20 protein-coding genes and 2 rRNA genes (1 of these 22 only partly in view) are annotated in these 20,793 nt (G+C 35.1%); 7 read left to right on the top strand and 15 right to left on the bottom strand.

Going from position 1 to position 20,793, the window contains the following annotated elements:
• Both BLT57_RS11980 and rrf read left to right on the top strand, forming a co-directional pair.
• Positions 1-229, top strand: a 23S ribosomal RNA gene (locus BLT57_RS11980); it begins 2,604 nt to the left of the window's first position.
• A 99-nt stretch (positions 230-328) separates the two neighbouring features.
• Positions 329-436 (top strand): 5S ribosomal RNA (gene rrf, locus BLT57_RS11975).
• 85 nt (positions 437-521) lie between these two features.
• On the opposite strand, the gene BLT57_RS11970 is transcribed toward rrf, so the two are convergent.
• From BLT57_RS11970 to BLT57_RS11905, 14 genes are all read right to left on the bottom strand, one after another.
• Entirely contained in the window at positions 522-761 is a 240-nt protein-coding gene (locus BLT57_RS11970) for a DUF6095 family protein (RefSeq protein WP_091425970.1), read from the bottom strand.
• Positions 751-1,569, bottom strand: a complete 819-nt coding sequence (gene murQ / locus BLT57_RS11965; protein WP_091425968.1) for an N-acetylmuramic acid 6-phosphate etherase — start codon at positions 1,567-1,569, stop codon at positions 751-753. Before murQ ends, BLT57_RS11970 begins: the two co-directional genes overlap by 11 nt.
• Positions 1,570-1,727: 158 nt before the next feature.
• A complete protein-coding gene (locus tag BLT57_RS11960; RefSeq protein WP_091425966.1) occupies positions 1,728-2,540 on the bottom strand; it encodes a DUF4249 family protein in 813 nt (270 codons plus the stop codon).
• Between the two features lie 3 nt (positions 2,541-2,543).
• Positions 2,544-4,916 (bottom strand): TonB-dependent receptor, encoded by a 2,373-nt coding sequence (locus BLT57_RS11955; protein ID WP_231928803.1) that lies wholly within the window; start codon positions 4,914-4,916, stop codon positions 2,544-2,546.
• Between the two features lie 53 nt (positions 4,917-4,969).
• A complete protein-coding gene (locus BLT57_RS11950) occupies positions 4,970-5,911 on the bottom strand; it encodes a threonine/serine dehydratase (RefSeq protein ID WP_091425962.1) in 942 nt (313 codons plus the stop codon).
• Between the two features lie 47 nt (positions 5,912-5,958).
• Positions 5,959-8,178 carry an NADP-dependent isocitrate dehydrogenase gene (locus tag BLT57_RS11945; protein WP_091425961.1) on the bottom strand — a complete coding sequence of 740 codons (2,220 nt, stop codon included), beginning with the start codon at positions 8,176-8,178 and terminating at the stop codon, positions 5,959-5,961.
• A gap of 199 nt (positions 8,179-8,377) precedes the next feature.
• The gene (locus BLT57_RS11940) at positions 8,378-8,764 is read right to left on the bottom strand and encodes a pentapeptide repeat-containing protein (protein WP_255361783.1); all 387 of its coding nucleotides are present in this window, start codon (positions 8,762-8,764) and stop codon (positions 8,378-8,380) included.
• 796 nt (positions 8,765-9,560) lie between these two features.
• A complete protein-coding gene (gene rplS, locus BLT57_RS11935; protein WP_091425957.1) occupies positions 9,561-9,914 on the bottom strand; it encodes a 50S ribosomal protein L19 in 354 nt (117 codons plus the stop codon).
• 285 nt (positions 9,915-10,199) lie between these two features.
• The gene (gene trmD, locus BLT57_RS11930; protein WP_091425955.1) at positions 10,200-10,877 is read right to left on the bottom strand and encodes a tRNA (guanosine(37)-N1)-methyltransferase TrmD; all 678 of its coding nucleotides are present in this window, start codon (positions 10,875-10,877) and stop codon (positions 10,200-10,202) included.
• A gap of 71 nt (positions 10,878-10,948) precedes the next feature.
• Complete coding sequence (locus BLT57_RS11925) at positions 10,949-11,287, bottom strand: DUF2834 domain-containing protein (protein WP_091425954.1); 339 nt, start codon at positions 11,285-11,287, stop codon at positions 10,949-10,951.
• Positions 11,284-11,733 (bottom strand): GNAT family N-acetyltransferase, encoded by a 450-nt coding sequence (locus BLT57_RS11920; protein ID WP_091425953.1) that lies wholly within the window; start codon positions 11,731-11,733, stop codon positions 11,284-11,286. The genes BLT57_RS11925 and BLT57_RS11920 overlap by 4 nt, the downstream gene beginning before the upstream one ends.
• 126 nt (positions 11,734-11,859) lie before the next feature.
• The gene (locus tag BLT57_RS11915) at positions 11,860-12,462 is read right to left on the bottom strand and encodes a tRNA (guanine-N1)-methyltransferase (RefSeq protein ID WP_369825373.1); all 603 of its coding nucleotides are present in this window, start codon (positions 12,460-12,462) and stop codon (positions 11,860-11,862) included.
• Positions 12,463-12,629: 167 nt separating this feature from the next.
• A complete protein-coding gene (locus BLT57_RS11910; RefSeq protein WP_091425950.1) occupies positions 12,630-14,078 on the bottom strand; it encodes a glyceraldehyde-3-phosphate dehydrogenase in 1,449 nt (482 codons plus the stop codon).
• A gap of 142 nt (positions 14,079-14,220) precedes the next feature.
• Positions 14,221-15,639: a trypsin-like peptidase domain-containing protein gene (locus BLT57_RS11905; protein WP_091425949.1), complete on the bottom strand. Its 1,419-nt coding sequence runs from the start codon at positions 15,637-15,639 to the stop codon at positions 14,221-14,223.
• 145 nt (positions 15,640-15,784) lie between these two features.
• On the opposite strand from BLT57_RS11905, the gene dapF reads away from it, so the two are divergent.
• The 5 genes from dapF to BLT57_RS11880 all read left to right on the top strand — a co-directional run bounded on the left by dapF (position 15,785) and on the right by BLT57_RS11880 (position 19,835).
• On the top strand, positions 15,785-16,561 hold the full coding sequence (gene dapF / locus BLT57_RS11900) for a diaminopimelate epimerase (RefSeq protein ID WP_091425947.1): 777 nt from the start codon (positions 15,785-15,787) through the stop codon (positions 16,559-16,561).
• Positions 16,558-17,079, top strand: coding sequence for a GNAT family N-acetyltransferase (locus tag BLT57_RS11895; RefSeq protein WP_091425945.1), 522 nt, complete (start codon positions 16,558-16,560; stop codon positions 17,077-17,079). The genes dapF and BLT57_RS11895 overlap by 4 nt, the downstream gene beginning before the upstream one ends.
• Before the next feature lie 3 nt (positions 17,080-17,082).
• A complete protein-coding gene (gene mltG, locus BLT57_RS11890) occupies positions 17,083-18,126 on the top strand; it encodes an endolytic transglycosylase MltG (RefSeq protein WP_091425943.1) in 1,044 nt (347 codons plus the stop codon).
• Positions 18,127-18,200: 74 nt separating this feature from the next.
• Complete coding sequence (locus tag BLT57_RS11885; RefSeq protein ID WP_231928693.1) at positions 18,201-19,037, top strand: DUF2279 domain-containing protein; 837 nt, start codon at positions 18,201-18,203, stop codon at positions 19,035-19,037.
• A gap of 108 nt (positions 19,038-19,145) precedes the next feature.
• The gene (locus tag BLT57_RS11880) at positions 19,146-19,835 is read left to right on the top strand and encodes a peptidoglycan-binding protein LysM (protein ID WP_091425942.1); all 690 of its coding nucleotides are present in this window, start codon (positions 19,146-19,148) and stop codon (positions 19,833-19,835) included.
• Positions 19,836-19,907: 72 nt separating this feature from the next.
• On the opposite strand, the gene BLT57_RS11875 is transcribed toward BLT57_RS11880, so the two are convergent.
• Positions 19,908-20,726: an energy transducer TonB gene (locus tag BLT57_RS11875; protein WP_091425940.1), complete on the bottom strand. Its 819-nt coding sequence runs from the start codon at positions 20,724-20,726 to the stop codon at positions 19,908-19,910.
• Between the last annotated feature and the right edge of the window lie 67 nt (positions 20,727-20,793).

Genomic DNA, 20,793 nt, shown 5'->3' with positions numbered 1-20,793 from the left:
ACGAGAGGACCGAGTTGGACTAACCTCTGGTGTACCAGTTGTTCCGCCAGGAGCATTGCTGGGTAGCTACGTTGGGAAAGGATAAGCGCTGAAAGCATATAAGCGCGAAACCTACCACAAGATGAGATTTCTTTAAAGGGTCGTGGAAGATTACCACGTTGATAGGCTATAGGTGTAAAGGCAGTAATGTCATAGCCGAGTAGTACTAATAACCCATAGGCTTATTGTACGCCTGTTTTTTTGAGTTACAATTTATTTTTATGATATTTTTTTTCAATATGTTATTTTATACGGTTAAGTAAATCTTATTTACATACACCGAAAGATTTAAGGTGATTATAGCGATGGGGCTCACCTCTTACCATTCCGAACAGAGAAGTTAAGCCCATTTGCGCCGATGGTACTGCATTTGTGGGAGAGTAGGTCGTCGCCTTTTTTGAAACCCTTATCATAATTATATGATAAGGGTTTTTTGTTGTTTATAAGTTTGGGTTTTTAATGAAAAGAAATAGATAGATTGTCTAAGTATTTTTAAACATACTATCCATAATCGTTTTTAATCCTTTAAAGCCAAAGTAGATGGCTAGAATGCAGAGTATTGAAGCTATAATGAGAATAGGAATATATAAGGGCTTATCAGGATTACTCAATCCGACATAAAAAAGGGTCGGGCCTAGAAACATAAGTACTAGTGTTATGCCCATAGTTTTAATGCCTTTGACAAGTACATCTTTGTCAGTTCGTTTCGTTTCAGTTTCCATTTCTATAGTTTTGAATTGCAGAACGTACATTTTTATATTGATTCAGTAGACGCTTGGCTTCGGATCTATCAATATCTAGTTCTGTCATGATCATTTTAGTACCTCTGTCGACCAATTTGTTATTGCTCAATTGCATATCTACCATCTTATTTCCTTTCACTTTGTTGAGTTTAATCATTGTGGCCGTAGTGATCATATTCAAGACTAATTTTTGAGCAGTACCTGCTTTCATGCGAGAACTTCCTGTGATAAATTCCGGACCAACAATGACTTCAATAGGATATTGAGACACCTTTGATAAAGGGCTATTTTTATTACAGGTAATACAAGCAGTAATAATTTTTTTTGAGTTACATGTTTCTAATGCACTAATCACATATGGTGTCGTTCCTGAAGCTGCAATCCCAATAACGATATCGTTTTTTGAAACATTAAAAGTTTGTAAGTCTTTCCATCCCTGGGTTGTGGAGTCTTCGGCAAATTCAACAGCCTTTCTAATGGCTGTATCACCACCAGCAATGAGACCGATGACCATGTCATGAGAGACCCCAAAGGTTGGAGGACATTCAGAGGCGTCTAAGATTCCTAACCTTCCGCTCGTTCCAGCGCCAATGTAAAAAAGGCGACCACCTGAGTTTAATTTGGCAACTATTTGTGCTATTAATACCTCAATTTGAGGAATGGATTTTTCTACAGCCAGAGGCACTGATTTGTCCTCTTTATTTATATTGATTAGCAATTCAGATATACTCATTTGTTCTAAATGATTATAATTTGAATCTTGCTCGGTTGTTTTTGTGAATGTCATAGTGTAAAAATAGGTATTTTTTTATTTTGCGTTAGTGATAGTAGCGACATCCTTTTTGTGTTGATGCACAAAAAGATACAGCGTATAGCAAGACGTTTTGATTAAACATATCAAAACGTAACGCCCAAAACAAGATTAGTGCTTATGATTTAAGATAATTATTGAATCGTATAAATGAATTCAGAGGCTTCTGAAGCTCTAAAATAACCTAAGGGATAATTCTCAGGATTGGTTTCATTAATACAATTACCGCGGACTGTCGCAGGTTGCGTTTCAAATGGACCACCTCCTTCGTCGTTGTTTTGTTGAAGCAATAAGAACATAAATTCGTAAAACCGTTCAGAGACACCATAGTTTTTGATCACAACTATATCACCTGTTTCTAAATCTTCCTCTGTGTAAAATCCAAAAATTTGATTACCGTCCGTAAATTCATCATCATACACTTCGAGGGTTGGAATTACAGGAATATCACTGATAAACTCAAAGAAATAGTAGTTGTCTTCATCAGCTGGATCGGTGTAAAATGCTTTTAGTTCTGTCTCTTCGCCAGAAAAACCACCCTCATCATTTTGTTCTACAAATTCTACTTCTACCACTGAATTCATCGTTTCAGTTCCTCGGTAGGTTTCACCTTCATAGATAATTTCTAACTCATAGGTCTCATCTAATTGAGGAATAAAATTAGAGTTCATATATACACCTGTACTGCCAACTTCAGTAAATATAAACACGTCATCACTTGCTTTTATGACTCTTACTTCTGCGCCAGTAGCTGGTGGAACTTCGGCATCAAAGAATGGTGCTGTTAATGTAAGTTTAATTTCTTGTTCATTACCAACAGTACCTTTGAACCAATTTAGTGATGCATCAATCACTAATCGAGGCTGGGCAGTATTGAGATTGACATCTATGACGTCTTCACAAGAGAAGATCATAACACTTAGAAGTATGTATACATATTTTTTCATTGTCTAGAATTTAAAGTTATAAGAAACAGAGGGTACAATGCCGAAAATTGCTAATCGTGTTGCTTCATTACGTCCTGTATTTCTGTTTTCTCCGAAGGAGATGGACGCTGCGTTTCTTCTGTTATACATATTATATAGACCGAATACCCATTCCCCTTTCCATCGTTTTGTGGAGTCCTGTTTAGGTGTGTATGTTGCTGAAATATCTAATCGGTGATAGGTTGGTAGTCGGCTAGAATTTCTGGCTTCATAATTTGGAATCGTGATACCATTAAATTGATATTGGCCGTTGGGAAAAGTGGTAGGTAATCCTGTTTGAAAGAGGAAATTACTGCCAAAAGTCCATTTATCATTTAATTCATAACTGGCAGTTAAGGAAATATCATGGGTTTTATCAAAAGGCGTATTATACCAATCGCCATTATTAATACCGGCTTCGAAAAGAGTTCTGCCTTCAGTTTGCTGTTCAGATTTTGAGAGGGTATAAGCCAGCCAACCTTTAAATCGGCCTTCGTTTTTTCTTAATAAAATTTCTAATCCGTAAGCTCTTGCCCGACCATTTAAAATTACTTGTTCAATCGCATTATTTGCGACAAGATCTGCGCCATCTATATAGTCAATTCGATTTTGAATCTTTTTATAAAACGTTTCTACTTCCAGTGTATATGCATTATCCTTGAAAGATTTGAAGTAGCCAAGAGCTACTTGATCTAGTAATTGAGGTTCGATATATTTACCACTCGGCGTCCATACATCTAACGGTGTCGGAGATGATGTATTTGAAAGTAAATGTAGATACTGAGTCATTCTATTATAACTCGCTTTAATTGAGGATTGGTCATTAAGTTGATAGGCTATGGAGAAGCGAGGTTCTATGTTAGCGAACGATTCGATCACATTACTGCGATTAAAACTTTCTGTGCCAATAGGCGTTGCTTTTTCATACACTTGAAGCGTTTCATTATATGCAACAGGATTATTATCTTCATAAATATTCAACTCATCTTGTCCTAATCTAAGAAAAGAACTGAATCTCAAACCGTAAGACAAAGCTAGTTTATCGGTTATTTGGTGTTCAGCATCTATATAAACAGCATTTTCAAAAGCATACTTATCTGTTAATTTGAACGGATTGATACCCGAAGTAGGAGTGGAAGGTTTAATATCTCCAGGGTTAAATTTATAATAGATACTGTTTAGCCCGTATTCTAGTTTAAAATTGTTATTGATATAATGCTTTAAGTCGTATTTGAAGTTAAAATTTTGAATTCCAGAATCCCATTCAAATTCGACAAAGTTGAGATTGAGTCCGTAGTAATAGTCAGAGTAGATTAGCGACATATTAGAAAATAATCGGTCTGAAAAGAGGTGATTCCATCTAAAATTCACAACCGTATTACCATAGGTGTTTTCAAAACTATTGGAAATATTAAACACATCTCTACCGAAGTAGCCAGAGAGGTAGATACTGTTTTTATCATTCAAACGGTAACTTAATTTGGTATTAAGATCGTAAAAATAGGCAATATTATCAATGTCAAATAACGGCAAGAATAAATGGGCGTAGCTACTTCTACCACCAAATAGAAAGGAGCCTTTTCCTTTTTTTATAGGGCCTTCCGCGAGTAATCTGCTGGAAACGATTCCGATACCACCATTCATATGGAATTCGTTACTATTGCCATCTTTTTGGTAAATATCAAGAACGGATGATACTCGGCCTCCATATTTGGCTGGGATACCACCTTTATATAGTTTGATATCTTTAATCGCATCTGGGTTAAATACAGAAAAGAACCCAAAAAGGTGTGATGAATTAAAAATAGTGGCTTCATCTAAGAGAATTAAATTTTGATCTACAGAACCTCCTCGGACATTGAATCCCGAAGATCCTTCACCTGCATTGGTGACACCAGGAAGCAAGGTAATAGATTTTATAACATCAACTTCGCCAAGCACCACAGGCATTTGTTTAATGGTGTTTATGGATAGCGCATTGACACTCATCTGAGGTTTTTTGATGTTTAGTTTTTCAACATCTTGTTTAATCACTACTTCGTCTAGACTTTCAGAGTTTTCGACCAATTTGTAATTAACGACCTTATCTTCTGAAAATGTAATGGTTTCAATAATAGTAGTATAACCCAGATAACTAATCTGCATTTTGTAGGTGCCTTTCGGTAATGATATTGAATAGAATCCATATTCATTAGTATTGGTTCCGGTTTTTAATTCAGGAAAAATAATATTTACTCCAATGAGGGTTTCGTTACTACCTGAATCAGTGATTGTTCCACTTAATGTAACTTTATCTTGGGCAAAGATTATATTAACACATAGTACAATGAGCAGTAGGGCTTTGTTCTTAATTGTCATCATTTTACAAAATTAAGAAAGAACATTCTCACATGTGTAGCATCAAAAGTTAATTAAATATTAAAAGGTAAGTTGTTGACATCCACATTACCTCCAGAGATGATAATACCTATTTTTTGTCCTTTTAATTGTGCTTTGTCTTTTAAGACTGCAGCGAAAGTTACGGCACTGGAAGGTTCGATAATAATTTTCATTCGCTCCCAAATAAAACGCATGGCTTCAATAATTTCTTCTTCCGTGACTCTAATGATACGATCTACATGATTCTTAATAATAGGAAAGTTATGATGCCCCAGCTGAGTTCTTAAACCGTCTGCTATTGTATTTGCGGTATCGTTGGTTTCAATTTGCCCACTAATTAAAGAACGATATGCATCATCTGCTTCAAAGGGTTCTCCTCCTATAACTTTACAATCATCAGATAAATATTTGGCAGCTAATACTGAACCCGCAATTAATCCACCGCCGCCAACCGGACAAGCAACAATCTCCAAATCTGGATATTCTTTTAATAATTCATAGCACGCCGTACCTTGACCTAAGATGACATTAATATCATTAGATGGATGGATAAATGTTGCACCTGTTTTGGCAACAATTTTATCTGCCAGACCTTGACGCGCTTCTATTGTTGGTTCGCATTCTAAAATTGTTCCACCATAAGTTACGACCCCGTTTTTTTTAGCTATCGGAGAATTTGAAGGCATTACAATTGTAGCTTTAACGTTTAAATTTTGAGCTGCTTTTGATAAAGCCTGCGCAAAATTTCCCGATGAGTGGGTCACTACGCCCTTAGATCGTTGTTCCTCTGTTAATTGTAAGATAGCGTTAGTAGCGCCACGCATTTTATAAGCACCTGTTTTTTGAAAGTTCTCACATTTAAAATAAACATTAGCTCCCACGGCTTGATTCACTAGACTGGACGTCAAAACTGGTGTATTGTGAATATAAGGTGCAATACGATTGTAGCAATCTGTTAAATCTTTTTTGGTCATTTTGGATAAGAGAAAAAAAGAGACCGTTTTTAAACGGTCTCAGTATTTTAATTTAATATCTTATTTAATGTATCACTTGGTCTCATTGCTCTTGCTGATAAATCGTCGTTAGGTGCATAGTAACCACCTATATCAACTGGCTGACCTTGAACAGAATTCAATTCTTCAATGATTTTAGCTTCGTTATCTTTTAAGTTTTTATATACCTTGGTAAATTCATTCTTCAAATCTGCATTTTTAGTCTGATTAGCTAATGCTTCAGCCCAGAATAAAGCCAGATAGAAGTGACTTCCTCTATTGTCTAATTCCATCACTTTTCTCGAAGGAGATTTTCCGTTGGTGAGTAATTTTTCAGTGGCATCATCAAGCGTTTCTGAAAGAATTTTAGCTTTATCGTTGTCATTGATGTTTCCGAAGTGCTCCAAAGATACGGCTAAGGCTAAGAATTCGCCTAAAGAGTCCCATCGTAAATGATTTTCCTGCTCAAATTGCTGAACATGCTTGGGAGCAGATCCACCAGCACCAGTTTCAAATAAGCCACCACCATTCATTAAAGGTACAATTGATAACATCTTTGCACTTGTGCCTAATTCTAAAATTGGAAATAAATCGGTTAAATAGTCGCGTAATACGTTTCCTGTTACTGATATGGTGTCTTGTCCAGCTTTGACGCGATCTAGTGTAAATTCAGTCGCTTTGATAGGAGATAGGATTCTGATATCCAAACCATCAGTATCATGATTTGGGAGATATTGATTCACTTTTTTAATTATTTCAGCATCATGTGCTCTCTTTTTATCGAGCCAAAATACTGCTGGCGTTTGTGAAGCTCTGGCTCTAGTTACTGCTAGTTTTACCCAGTCTTGAATAGGTGCGTCTTTTACTTGGCACATTCTCCAGATATCTCCTTGTTCCACCTTATGAGAAATTAAGATAGCTCCTGATTCATCTATAACATTTACAGTACCCTTGGTAGTGATTTCAAAAGTTTTATCATGCGACCCATATTCTTCCGCTTTTTGTGCCATTAATCCAACGTTAGGAACTGTTCCCATTGTTGTAGGATCAAAAGCACCATGCTTTTTACAGAAATCAATAGTTGCTGCATATATTCCGGCATAACTGCTATCTGGAATCACCGCTTTCGTGTCTTGTAGTTTTCCTTCAGCATTCCACATTTGGCCAGAGGTACGAATCATAGCAGGCATTGAGGCATCAATAATCACATCACTAGGTACATGTAAATTTGTGATACCACGATCACTATTCACCATTGCTAAATCTGGTCCATGATCTAAAGCAAACCTTATGTCTTCTCTAATCTCATCACGCTTACTTTCAGGCAATTCACTTAATTTTTCTAGAAGGTTACCAAAACCGTTTTTAACGTCGACACCTATAGAATCAAAAGTGTCTCCATGCTTTTCAAATAAATCTTTAAAAAATACACGAACAGCATGTCCAAAAATAATTGGATCTGAGACTTTCATCATCGTTGCTTTCATATGCAATGAAAACAATACACTTTTATCTAAAGCATCTTCTACTTGTTCATCTAAAAATGCAAGTAAAGCTTTTTTGCTCATTACTGTCGCATCTATGATTTCGCCTGCTAATAAGGGAAAACTCTCTTTTAGTACCGTTGCGCTCCCAGAAGTATCAGTATGAACAATTTTTACAGTTGTTGCCTCTCGCAATGTTACAGATTTTTCATTGTGCGCAAAATCACCATGAGTCATCGTAGACACATGAGTTTTAGAATCTGACGACCATGCTCCCATGGAATGGGGATTCATCTTTGCGAAATTCTTCACTGCCTTGGGTGCTCGCCTATCAGAGTTTCCTTCACGAAGAACAGGATTAACGGCACTTCCTTTGATTTTATCATAACGAACTTTGAGAGCCTTTTCTTCGTCATTTTGAGGTTCGTCTGGATAATTTGGTAAGGCATAGCCTTGATTTTGTAATTCTTTAATAACGGCTTTTAATTGTGGTATAGACGCACTAATATTTGGTAGTTTGATAATGTTTGCTTCTGGACTCTTAGCCAATTCACCTAATTCTGTTAAAGCATCTGGAACACGTTGTGATTCATTTAAAAAATCAGGGAAATTCGCTAGAACACGTCCGGCAAGGGATATATCGCGACTTTCAATATTAATATTTGAAGATTTTGTAAATGATTTTATAATGGGTAATAAGGATTGGGTCGCAAGAGCTGGAGCCTCATCTGTTTTTGTATATATAATTGTAGGAGTATTTGCCATAAAGAGTTTTGATTTAATGTAATGTATTCGCTTATTTTTTAAGCAGAGCAAATATACAAAATTCTAGATGCTATTGGAAATTCGAGTGTATCTGAATCTCTCAATTAATAGAAAGATGTTAATCCATAACTAATAATATGAAATGAATAACTTGAAAGAGATTTAGCATCAATTTTAAAAGGCCTATGGAATTATAATATTAGTTGATATCTATTTGAAAATGTGTTAGAAGTCTAATCGCATTTTCTTTTGAAAATTGTGCGTTTTTCAATCTATTTTGCTCTGGATTTGTACTGAGATCTGTATTTGTGAAATCGGTTTGTTCCAGCTTACATGTGTCAAATGTTGTAGCTTTAATTTTTAGATTATTAAATGAGAACAAATAAAGTTCTGACTTTATAAAGTGAATAGAAATTAGATTGGGGGTGTAATCCTGAAATGGTAATCCGACAAGCTTACAATTATTAAAGATCACTTCTTTTTTAGTGGCATTTTTAGCTTTAACCATACTAAGATTGCAGTCAATGAATTCGTAGTCTAAAAAATTAATATTTGATATATATGATTCGGTAAAATTGTAATTAATAAAGTTTCAGTTGTCGTATTCAGTTTAGATGAGATTGTGTTCAGAATAGATTTAACGGTAATGGTTTTGTCATTAATAAAAAGAAGTGTCATGAACTAAGGTTTTGAGGTCAAATTACTAGAGTGGGAGAGAAAATAAAAAACAAAAGCCATATCACGGTAGCAAAACTACTTTGACATGGCTTTTTTGAAATAGCTCCGCATGACCTATTCAACATTGCTGTTAAATTCAAGACAGCTGGACTTGCGTCCCCTCATCTTGTTTCGGTTCAAGCCTCACTATGTCATGAAACCTATCGTAACTTTCAAAATGTATTGACTTGTTGCGAATCGGTTTCGTTTAGTTTGTTTTTCTTGATGTTTGACGCTCATACCCTTCACTTGCGTGTTAGACTGTTCGACCAACATTACTCATCCTTTTCACCTTAGTTTTCACTCCAGTTACTTTTTCAAAGTTTTCCACCTGAACCGCAAGTTCTGCTTGCACATAACATACACTTCAAGCTTCATGACCTCTCAATAAACATATGTACACATGCCATCTTCGAGACCTCAAAAAACAATACTATTTTAAAGAACGTTACTTTAAATACAATTTAACATAAATCCAAAATAAATTTCAAAACCAAACTAAGTTTGTTGTTAATTGTTTAGCTAAAGTAGGGTTTTGTTTAAGATTTCCAAATTTTTTAAGAGTATAGATATTCACATTTTATAAACTGTACTTATTAACAAAAGTTCATAACTAAAAAAGCCTTGACAGTGTCAAGGCTTTTTTAGTTATATGGAGTTGAAAATTACTTTCTTCTAACTTCTTTAATTCTTGCTTTCTTACCAGTAAGTCCTCTAAAGTAGTAGATTCTTGCTCTTCTAACTTTCCCTCTTTTGTTAACTTCAATTTTTTGAAGTGCAGGTAAGTTAATTGGAAAGATACGCTCTACACCAATCGTTCCTGACATTTTTCTGATGGTAAATGTTTGAGATGAACCAGTTCCTTTAACTTGTAATACGACACCTTTAAAAAACTGTGTACGCACTTTTTCACCTTCTCTAATTTCGTAATACACTGTTATGGTATCACCAGCTCCAAATTCAGGAAAATCTTTTTTTGTTACAAATTCGTCTTGTACAAATTTTACTAAAGAATTCATTTTTTATTTTTTATATAAGTTGTTTCAAATCAACATTCACGATTTTCGCCAGAGGTTAATCTAAAAGTGGGTGCAAAGATAAGTAATAATTGGAAATCTACAATTATTAATGATTTTTTTTTGGTTGTTTATCTATGTAGATAATTGACTCGCTTTATGAAGATTTTACTGTTTAAGAATTTGAAGTGTTAAACTTTCATTACCAGCTTTTTTTGAGGAACACTTATGGCTAGACTTCAAAAGATAAAAACAGATCAAAAACACATTTAACCCAAGACAAAGATGTTAATCGTCCAATAAATCTGGTCGACGCTCTTTGGTGCGTTTATAGGCTTGATCTTCTCTCCATTTTTCAATCTCAGGAAAATTTCCGCTAAAGAGTACTTCTGGCACCTTCATGCCATCGTATTCTCTAGGTTTCGTATAAATAGGGGGTGCTAGTAAGCCATCTTGAAACGAATCGGTTAGGGCAGAAGTTTCATTCCCTAATACACCTGGAATTAATCTTATCACAGCATCACACAAAACTGCGGCGCCCAGTTCACCCCCTGACAAGACATAATCACCAATTGAAATTTCTTTGGTGATAAATTTGTCACGAACACGTTGATCTACACCTTTATAATGCCCGCATAAAATAATAATATTTTCTTTTAACGAGACTTGATTTGCGATACTTTGCGTTAATCGTTCCCCATCAGGCGTCATATATATGATCTCATCATATACCCGTTCATTCTGAAGTTTTGTAATACATTTATCGATGGGTTCGATCATCATTACCATTCCAGCACCACCACCAAACTGAGTGTCGTCAATCGCTTTATAGCCACCTGTTGCGTAGTCTCTTATATTATGCAGATGTACGCTCACCAAATCGGCCTCAATTGCGCGCTTTAAAATAGACGCTTCAAACGGACTTTTAAGTAATTCTGGTAAAACGGTTAGTATGTCGATGCGCATGACTGTTATTTTGCTGATACAAAGATAATTTAATTAGTCAATTTTAAGTCAATTTTTGATGATGTTCAGTGTTACAGGGTTTTTATTTTCTGAGCGTCCAAAGTATTGGCTCTCATGTAGAGAAATAGTGGAAAGCTAAAAGCAATAGCTACTAAAAAGGTAAGTGGAAAAATGACCCACCAATATTTAATCTTTAGTTTTCGGGATTCATAAGTCATCCAGACCAAAAAGGTTACAACAACAACAGAAATATCAGCAATAATGGATTGTGCTGGAAGTGTTGTTTTGGTAAGGTTAATAAAATTTATTAACGAAGTGTCAGTCTCAGTAAGATAAAACTGAATATTATAAAACCACGTGAAGGCCAAACCAGTAATTGCGAGGATAAGATAAAGGTGTTTAAATTTCATAGCGTTTTGCTTTGTGCTGACCAAAAAAAGTGTAGATCCACGTCTTTAATAAAGCCGAGTTGTTCATACAAATGTTGAGCAGGATTATCATGAGCTGTTTGTATCGCTAAGCCCTTATTGTTTTCTGAATGGCATAAATGCTTGGCGCGATTAATTAAGGCTTTACCAATACCTTGACCTCGATAATTTGTATCCACATACAAATCGTTAAGCAGATACATAGATTTCATTGCAACAGAAGAGAATAATGGATAGAGTTGGGTAAACCCCACAGCTTTGTCATCGTGATAAGCCAAATAAATAATAGAATCGTTATGGATTAAGCGTTTTTTTATAAAACGTTTCGCACTTGTCACATGAGATTCTTGTTTATAAAATACGCGATAGGCATCAAAAAGGCAGGCTAACACATCTAAATCTTTTAGTTTTGCTCGAGTTATTGTCATAAAAAAAAACTGTAACCGAAATTACAGATTTTTAATTAAATAAAATGAAACTCCTCGAGTTGCTTTGCGAGTTAACGTCAAACTAGATGTGTTTGATCAAGTTTAATTCTTGATAAGAGTAAGGGTTTAACCTTTTTTCTGTTCATTAATCATGTCTTGCAACTGACGTCTTACTTTTTGTTCACGTTCTAAAGCATTGCGTCTATGCTCTTCAAATTCTTCTTCAGTTTCAGCGAGTGATTTGTTTGCATGCTTCGTGATGGTATTACTATTTCTGTATTTATAAATAAATAATAGTAATAACGCAAAAAGTACACCAACGATACTCCATAATATCAAGCTATAATTGGGTTTGGTCATTTGCATGCCAAATAACTGCATACTATCTTTTTCAGCAATTGTATCCTCCAATTCTGATTTCGTAACAGCTAAACTTTGTTTTAAATTATCAATTTCACCAGCTTGTGCTGCTACAACAGCCTGGGTGTCATTTAATTCTTTATGTACAGCATTCAGTGAATCTATAGTATGAGCTTTTAGAGCATATAACCAAGTTTTTTTGACGGTTTTGTACTCTTGCCAGCTATTAGAACGTCTAATCACGTATTCAAATTGGTTATCTATAGTACCACTATTTAAGGACAATTTTTCTTCGTTATTGGCAGTTTGAGCCATGGTGCTTGAAAAGTATGAAAGGGCAAGTACAGTAAACAATAGTGTTTTGAACATCTTCATTTTGGTCTGGTTGAATATTAGTAGCTAATTAATTGTTCACAATATAATAATTAATATCAAATTTATGGTCTTTAATACTATGTTGATATAAACAATTAGCCTTGCATTTTGCAAGGCTAATTAATATACGATTCAAAATTTTTTTTGGATGTTTCAATCTGCTAGTAGTATGAAAAACGTCTTACTTTAGCGATATACTTTGCCAATCTAATAACCTGATGGCTGTAGCCATATTCGTTATCATACCAAATATAGAGTATGACGTTTTTGCCATCACCACGCATAATTGTCGCTTTACTATCATAAATTGAAGGTGCTGAACTACCAACAATATCACTAGAGACTAACTCATCACTCATTTCATATTTAATCTGCTCTACAAGATCGCCTTCAAGAGCATATTTTTTCATAATTGTGTTTATACCATCAATTGAGGTCTTTTTTTCTAATTCTAAGTTAAGTATTGCTAAAGATCCATTTGGCACTGGTACTCTTATGGCATTAGAAGTTAATTTACCTTCTAAGGATGGCAAGGCCTTAGATACTGCTTGTCCAGCTCCTGTTTCGGTAATAACCATATTGAGTCCTGCAGCTCTACCACGACGGTATTTATTATGGAAATTATCTACTAAATTTTGGTCGTTTGTATAAGCATGAATGGTTTCTAAATGTCCACTTACAACACCAAAAGAATCTTCCACTGCTTTTAAAATTGGTGTGATTGCGTTGGTAGTACAAGACGCAGCTGAGAAGATGTCTACTTTGTCGGGATTATGTTCTAAGTGATTTACACCATGAACAATATTAGGGATTCCTTTTCCAGGGGCCGTGAGTAATACCTTATTAACGCCTTTAGATTTTAAATGCCTTGCCAATGCTTTATCATCTCTAAAGGCACCAGTATTATCAATCACTAATGCATCGCTAATTCCATAGGTAGTATAGTCTATATCTTCTGGTGCGTTTGCAGAAATAACATTAACTGTAGTGCCATTAATAATTAAAGCTTTATTTTCTATATCGGCTGTAACTGTTCCTGAAAAATCACCATGAACTGAATCATTCCTCAACAAAGATGCTCTTTTCTCTAAAACAACACTATCAATAACACCACGGGTAACAATCGCTCTTAAACGCAATTGACTTCCTTTTCCAGTTCTTGTCATTAATTCTCTGGCCACTAATCGTCCGATACGTCCAAAACCGTAAAGCACAACATCTTTGGGTTGTATCTCTTTTGATTTTTTGGCGTCCTTTAACTTAGCGGTAACAAATCCGGTAGCATTACTGTATTTTTGATCTTCGAGATGAAACTCATACGTCAATTTTCCAATGTCTAATTTTGCAGGAGGAAGATCCATGTTTTTTATCGCTTGCGCAATTTCAACAGAATCAAAAATAGAAATAGGTTTTTGTACAAACGCGCCGGCATATTCATGCAAATTTAATATTTCGCTTACATTACGATCGATGAGCTGATTTCTGAATATAACTAGTTCGATCGACTTGTCATACCACAGGTCGCTAACGATTTTTATAAATTCTACGGTTGCTCTCCGGCGATCTGCCTGAAAAGCGAGTTCTTTTTCATAGGTTCCGTTTAGACTCATAGTGTGTTGTTTAGTGTGTATTGTGGTTTAAAAATTTTTGCAAAAATAACATATTTCAAACGTTTTCGTAAGCTAATTTTGAAAAATAAAAAACCCTTCAAATTTTATCACTTGAAGGGTTTAATTGTAGCTTGGGTTAGGTCTATCTAAATATGACCTCTTTTTTGTCGAAGTTCCTATCCATATACTCCAGTTTAAAAATGTTATCTTGAACATCTTTGCCATATTTCTCTGTAAATTTTGAAATATCCTCAATGGTATTAATCTCAATATCATTAATTCCTGTTATAATATATCCAGGACGAATTCCTAGTCTGGAGTATAGGAAAGCGTTTTGGTTTCTTTGAACAATTACACCAGTTTTAATATCAGTTTCTTTTTTAATTTTTGTTGGAAGATTCCGCAGTTCCATTTCTAGAAACTCCACACTAATAATATCGCTTTTAGAGAGCTTAACTGGGACGACTTTAAGTTCATCATCTCTCAAAATCTCGACATTAACGACATCATTAGGGCGCTTAGTTTTTAAGTATCCGCTCAGATCTGAAAACTTAGAAATTTCTACGTTATCTAATTTTTTTATAATATCGCCACTTGTAATGCCAGCTTTTTTTGCGCCTGAATTATCTTCAACCTCTTTAACGAAAAACCCTTGTGAGGTTTCTATGCCGTATTCTTCTGCAAATCGACCATTAACAGATCCTCCAATTACACCTAAAACACCCTCCTGGACATCACCAAATTCCATAATATCCTCTATGACTTTACGTGCAATATTACTTGGTACTGCAAATGAGTAGCCAATATATGATCCTGTTTGAGAGCTAATCGCTGTGTTGATACCAATTAATTCACCTCTCGCATTTACGAGTGCACCTCCAGAATTCCCCGGGTTTACAGCTGCATCGGTTTGAATAAAGGATTGTGAATTATTTGCTGACAAATCTCTGGATTTCGCACTAATAATACCTGCTGTTACTGTAGAAGTAAGGTTAAACGGATTTCCTACGGCTAAAACCCATTCTCCAACTTTAGCAGTGTCTGAGTCGCCAAATGCAATAGATGGCAAGTCTTCTTCTGCATTAATCTTTAACAATGCAATATCGGTTTCTTCATCAGTTCCAATTAATTCGGCTTCATATTCACGATTGTCGTTTAATGTTACTGAAATACTACTGGAACCTGCAATGACATGGTTGTTGGTAATAATGTAACCATTTCTGTCTATGATTACGCCACTTCCTGTTCCAACTTGAGCTCGAGGTGTGGCACGTCTTCCAAAAAATAAATCTTGTAGCGTAGGTTGCCCGGTTACTAAGGATGTATTTTTCACGTGTACTACAGAATTGATGGTGTTTTCTGCAGCAATAGTAAAATCTGTATATTCTTTAGTAATTAAATTCGCTGTTTTAGTATCAAAATGCGCATTAATTAATGGCGGCGCTAAAGAGTCATCTGTGAGCGCTGTTGTCTGTTGATTTGAATAAAAAAGGGTGTAGGCTGATAAAGCAATAATACCACCTAACACCGAAACAAATACTAAGGTTAAAATCTTTTTCATTGTTTAAATTGTTTTATAATTAGGTAACGACTAAAATTAAATATTTATTGACATTGATAATGAACTTTAACGATTTTTAACGTGGCATTTAACGCTCATTTAACAGCTAATATATCACATCATTATTCTTATATTTGCAACACTTATGCAACTGACATTTTTTAAATATCAAGGAACTGGAAATGACTTTGTGATGATTGATAATCGTCAGTTGGTCTTTGACAAAAAAGATACAAAACGCATTGCCTTTTTATGTGACAGACATTTTGGTATTGGAGCCGATGGCCTCATATTATTAGAGAATCACGATAATTACGACTTTAAAATGGTTTATTTTAATGCGGATGGAAATGAAAGTTCGATGTGTGGAAATGGAGGTCGTTGCATCACTGCTTTTGCGCAGCATTTAGGAATAATTTCTAATGAAGCGACGTTTGAAGCTACTGATGGATTGCACCACGCCAAAATAGAAAATGGTTTAGTGAGTATACAAATGAAAGATGTTGACATAATTGAAGGGCATGAAAACCATGTCTTTTTGGATACTGGATCTCCTCATCACGTTGAAATGACGAAAATGTTAGAAGATTTGGATGTAAAAGCTAAAGGGAGCTCTATTCGTTATGGAGAACCATACAAGGAGATAGGTAGCAACGTAAACTTTGTGTATAAGAATTCAGCTAATAATTTTTCAGTACGCACCTATGAACGAGGTGTTGAAGATGAAACATTATCTTGTGGAACTGGCGTTACAGCCGTTGCTATAGCGATGCATTATCTAGAAGAAACTGAGAAAAACAGTATTACCTTGAAAACTCAAGGAGGAAATTTGCAAGTGTCCTTTGAAAAAGACGTAACTGGATATAAGAATATTTGGTTAATGGGGCCTGCAAACTTAGTTTTTAAAGGTATAATTGAATGAAATCACTACAAGGACGACATATTTACTTAAGAGCTCTAGAGCCTGAGGACCTCGATTTTATTCATGAGATTGAGAATGATCAGGGGTTTTGGGAGATAAGTAATACGATAACACCTTATTCAAAATATCTCATCAAACAATATCTCGAGCATTCACATAAAGATATATTTGAAGTCAAACAATTGCGTTTGGTCATCTGTAATCATGAGGATGAGGCACTAGGTATGATAGATCTTTTCGATTTTGATTTTAAAAACAGAAGGGCAGGTGTAGGGATATTAATTAAAGCTCCGAATAATCGTCAAAAAGGCTACGGAAAAGAAGCGCTCCAACTTTTAAAAAGCTACTGCAAATCGCAACTGTCTATGCATCAATTGTATTGCAATATTTCCGAAGACAATAAAATGAGTCTTAAGTTGTTTAAAAATGAAGGGTTTGATGTCATCGGCCTTAAAAAAGATTGGAATTACATTAATGGCTCTTACAAGAATGAATTCTTATTACAAATACTTTTATAAATAATGTATATTAAAAAAATACTTTGGGCAATAGCCCTTATCGGCTTGGTGGTTGCTGCAATATTTGCATATTCTATTTATAATGTGATGCTATCGCCAAACACGAAATTCGCTAATGATGAAGCCTTTATATATGTAGCAACTGATGCTGAATATAATGACGTTAGAAGTCAGTTAGAGCCTTTGTTGAAAGATATGGATGCTTTTGATGCATTGGCATCACGAAAAAAGTATACAAATTATTTGAAAGCAGGTAAGTATGTTATTAAAAACGGAATGAGTAATAATGATATTATTAACTCCATCCGTAGTAATAATCTGCCTATTAAAGTCTCTTTCAATAATCAGGAAACACTAGAAAAACTGGCAGGAAGAATTGCTAATCAAATAGAAGCTGATAGTTTGAGTTTAATTACTGCCATGTATGACAGTGCGTTTTTTCAAAAATCTGGATTTTCTGAACAAACGGCTTTAGGAATGTACATTCCAAATAGTTATGAGTGTTTTTGGAATACATCGGCAGAACAATTTAGAGAGCGTATGCTCAAAGAGTATAATCGTTTTTGGAACGATAACAGGATGGCCAAAGCCAAGGCTATTGGTTTATCTCGTGATGAGATCATGACTATGGCATCAATAGTACACGAAGAGTCAAAGCAAGCTATTGAGCAGCCGCGTATTGCTGGGGTTTACATGAATCGAATTCGAATTGGAATGCCATTGCAAGCGGACCCTACGCTAAAATTTGCAGCGTATCAATTACCGGAATACCAGAACACCATAATCAAACGTGTATTGAATAAGCATAAAGAAATAGAGTCTCCTTACAATACCTATAAAAATACTGGTTTGCCTCCAGGGCTGATTGCAATGCCTGATATTTCAGCGATTAATGCCGTTTTGAATTATGAAAAACACAAGTACCTCTATTTTGCTGCCGATGCTAAAAAATTAGGCTATCATAAATTTGCTAAAACATTAGCTCAGCATAATGTTAATGCCAGAGCATATCAACGCTACTTGTCATCTCAAGGTATCAATAGGTGATCGTGATAAGGTATTGTATACTTCTGGTATTTTGTTTTTTTTCTGAAACTGTATGGGCTCAGTCAAAAATTGAATTGTTCTTAACACCAAGTGATACTTTAAATACGTCTCGCAAAAATGTCGTAATAATTACCGAGGCATCAATCGCGTCATTAACCTTAATAGGTTTAGATCAATTATGGTATGCTGATTTTCCACGATCAAAATTTAAAACAATCAATGATAGTGATGAATGGCTGCAAATGGATAAGTTAGGTCATGTCTTTTCTGCCTATCAATTGGGTCGCGTGGGCGCTAATGCACTTCATTGGAGTGGTGTGGCTAAAAAAAATCAACTCTTATATGGCGCTACTTTAGGGTTTGGATTCTTAACTGCAGTTGAAATGTTTGACGGTTTTTCTTCAGAATGGGGCTTTTCATGGTCGGATATGGCCGCGAACGGTTTAGGTACAGGTTTGTATATCGGACAAGAATTACTCTGGGAAGAACAACGGGTGACCATTAAGTATTCCTTTCATCAAACACGTTTTGCTAATCGGCGTCCTGATAAATTAGGTCAAGGCATTTTGGAAGAAATGCTAAAAGATTACAATGGTCAAACCTATTGGCTCAGTGCTAATCTCCATTCCTTCTTTAAACAAAGTAAAATTCCAAGGTGGCTCAATCTCGCTTTTGGCTATGGAGCAGATGGAATGTTAACGGGAAAAAATGAAAACGTTGATAACTTATTCGTAAATCAAAACCGACAACGTCAATTTTATCTCAGTTTAGATGTAGATTTATCAAGGATAGAAACAAAGTCAAGAGTGTTAAGAACCATTTTTGACGTTATTAATGTTATTAAAGTGCCATTTCCGACCATTGAATTCAATGTAAAAAATGGCATAAAGCTGCACTATATCTACTTTTAACAACACTTTAACGCCTTATTTTCAAATGTTTAAAAAAATGCGTATATTTGCACGCTGAAATTGATGTACTGTATTAGGGACAGTTAGTACTTCAGAATATTAGCTATTATGTTGAAAAAAGTAGGTAATTATTTCGTAATACCTTTAGCTATTTGTGTTACACTTTATGTGGCACTAAAGCCAGAATCTTCGTTAAATTATGACGACTATTCTACCGAAGGTTTGGAGTTAGACTATAATATTTCTAAAGAGATCGCCTTTAATATGGTGCCTTCTCATCGCGATTCTAATATTGAATTGTCTAATCCATTTCACTCCACGCATACATATTTTCCATATTTAGGTAAATCTTACAATGGGTTTAAAGAGGCCGTTGCATTTAAAGAATCTAGAGGAAATTATTTTACAGTCAACACCTTAGGGTATTTAGGTAAGTATCAGTTTGGTGCTGAAACTTTAAAATTGATTGGTATTTATAACCCAACACAGTTCTTATACAACCCAGAACTTCAGGAAAAAGCGTTCTTAGCAAATGCAGAGCGTAATAAATGGATTTTAAGAAAAGATATCAAACGATTTGAAGGTAAACAAATCAATGGTATTCTGGTAACTGAGTCTGGTATCATAGCAGCAGCGCACTTGGCTGGACCAGGTAGTGTAAAAAAGTATTTGAGAAGTTATGGTAACCAAAATGTTTCTGATGCCTATGGTTCAACCGTGAGATACTACATGAAGAAGTTTGCAGGGTATGACACTTCCTTTATTGAAGCCGACAAGAGAGCTAAAGTAATTCTGTAATTTTATAGAATAAGATATAATAGAAAAGGAAAGCCAATGAGCTTTCCTTTTTTTTAAATTAGCGGCATTTATTTAGCATCCGCCGGATCCGAAAGTAATCACAAGTTCTTGATCAACTGTTTGTCCTTTAGAATCTTTTGCTGGTTTCCATGTTCCTGGTATGTTATTTATGAGTTCTACCATCTTTTTATCAAAAAGCGGATAATTGGATATTGATTCTACTCTAACATTAGAAACAACACCTGTTTTAGTTACTGTAAAATACAACATGACAGGTCTCAATTTGTCCTCCATGCTGCTTATAATTGCTTTTTGACTGCCTTTTTCGAGATAAGAAGATAGCGCCTCTTGATCGCTCAAATATTCAGCTTGATGTTCAGGGACGATGCTTAAGTGTGGGCTCCAATAGTTGTATTCTGATTGTAAGGTTTCTTCGCTTATTTTTTCATAATTTGCTCTTACTAAAAAATTTGTTGAATAATCGGCAGATTTTAAAAGTTCTATTTGAGAATTTGAAAGTTTACCGTCTTTACTCAGGGAAATATTATTGGTTTGCTTGTTGTCTTTGACTATAATAATGCTCACAGATTGATAAGAGTTTAGTGGTGGCATCTGCTTCTGATTTAAAAAATCGTTAATAGAGATGGCTTTGGCTACGTCACTTTTTTTAATAGCGTTATATCTTGTTTTTATGTTGTAGAAAAATCGTGATTCTGGTTCATCACTCACAGTTTGTGGTACCTCTGCCTCTGCCGCTAAATTTGAAGCCATTAATTCGTCATTAGTCACCTCTAATAGATTGCCTTTGGAACTGTTCCAATTAAATGTGCTAGAAATAATCACTGTTAAAATTGTGATTGCGATACCTAATATAATTTTATTCTTTTTCATAATTATTTAATTTGCTCGTTCATACAATTCAAATATAGAATAGCATTAAATGTTTTCGAGTAAATTA

The organism is Formosa sp. Hel1_31_208, from assembly GCF_900104785.1.
Classification (GTDB): domain Bacteria; phylum Bacteroidota; class Bacteroidia; order Flavobacteriales; family Flavobacteriaceae; genus Psychroserpens.
The sequence above is the reverse complement of the archived record's forward strand: the minus strand, read 5'-3'. Positions and strand labels throughout refer to the sequence as shown.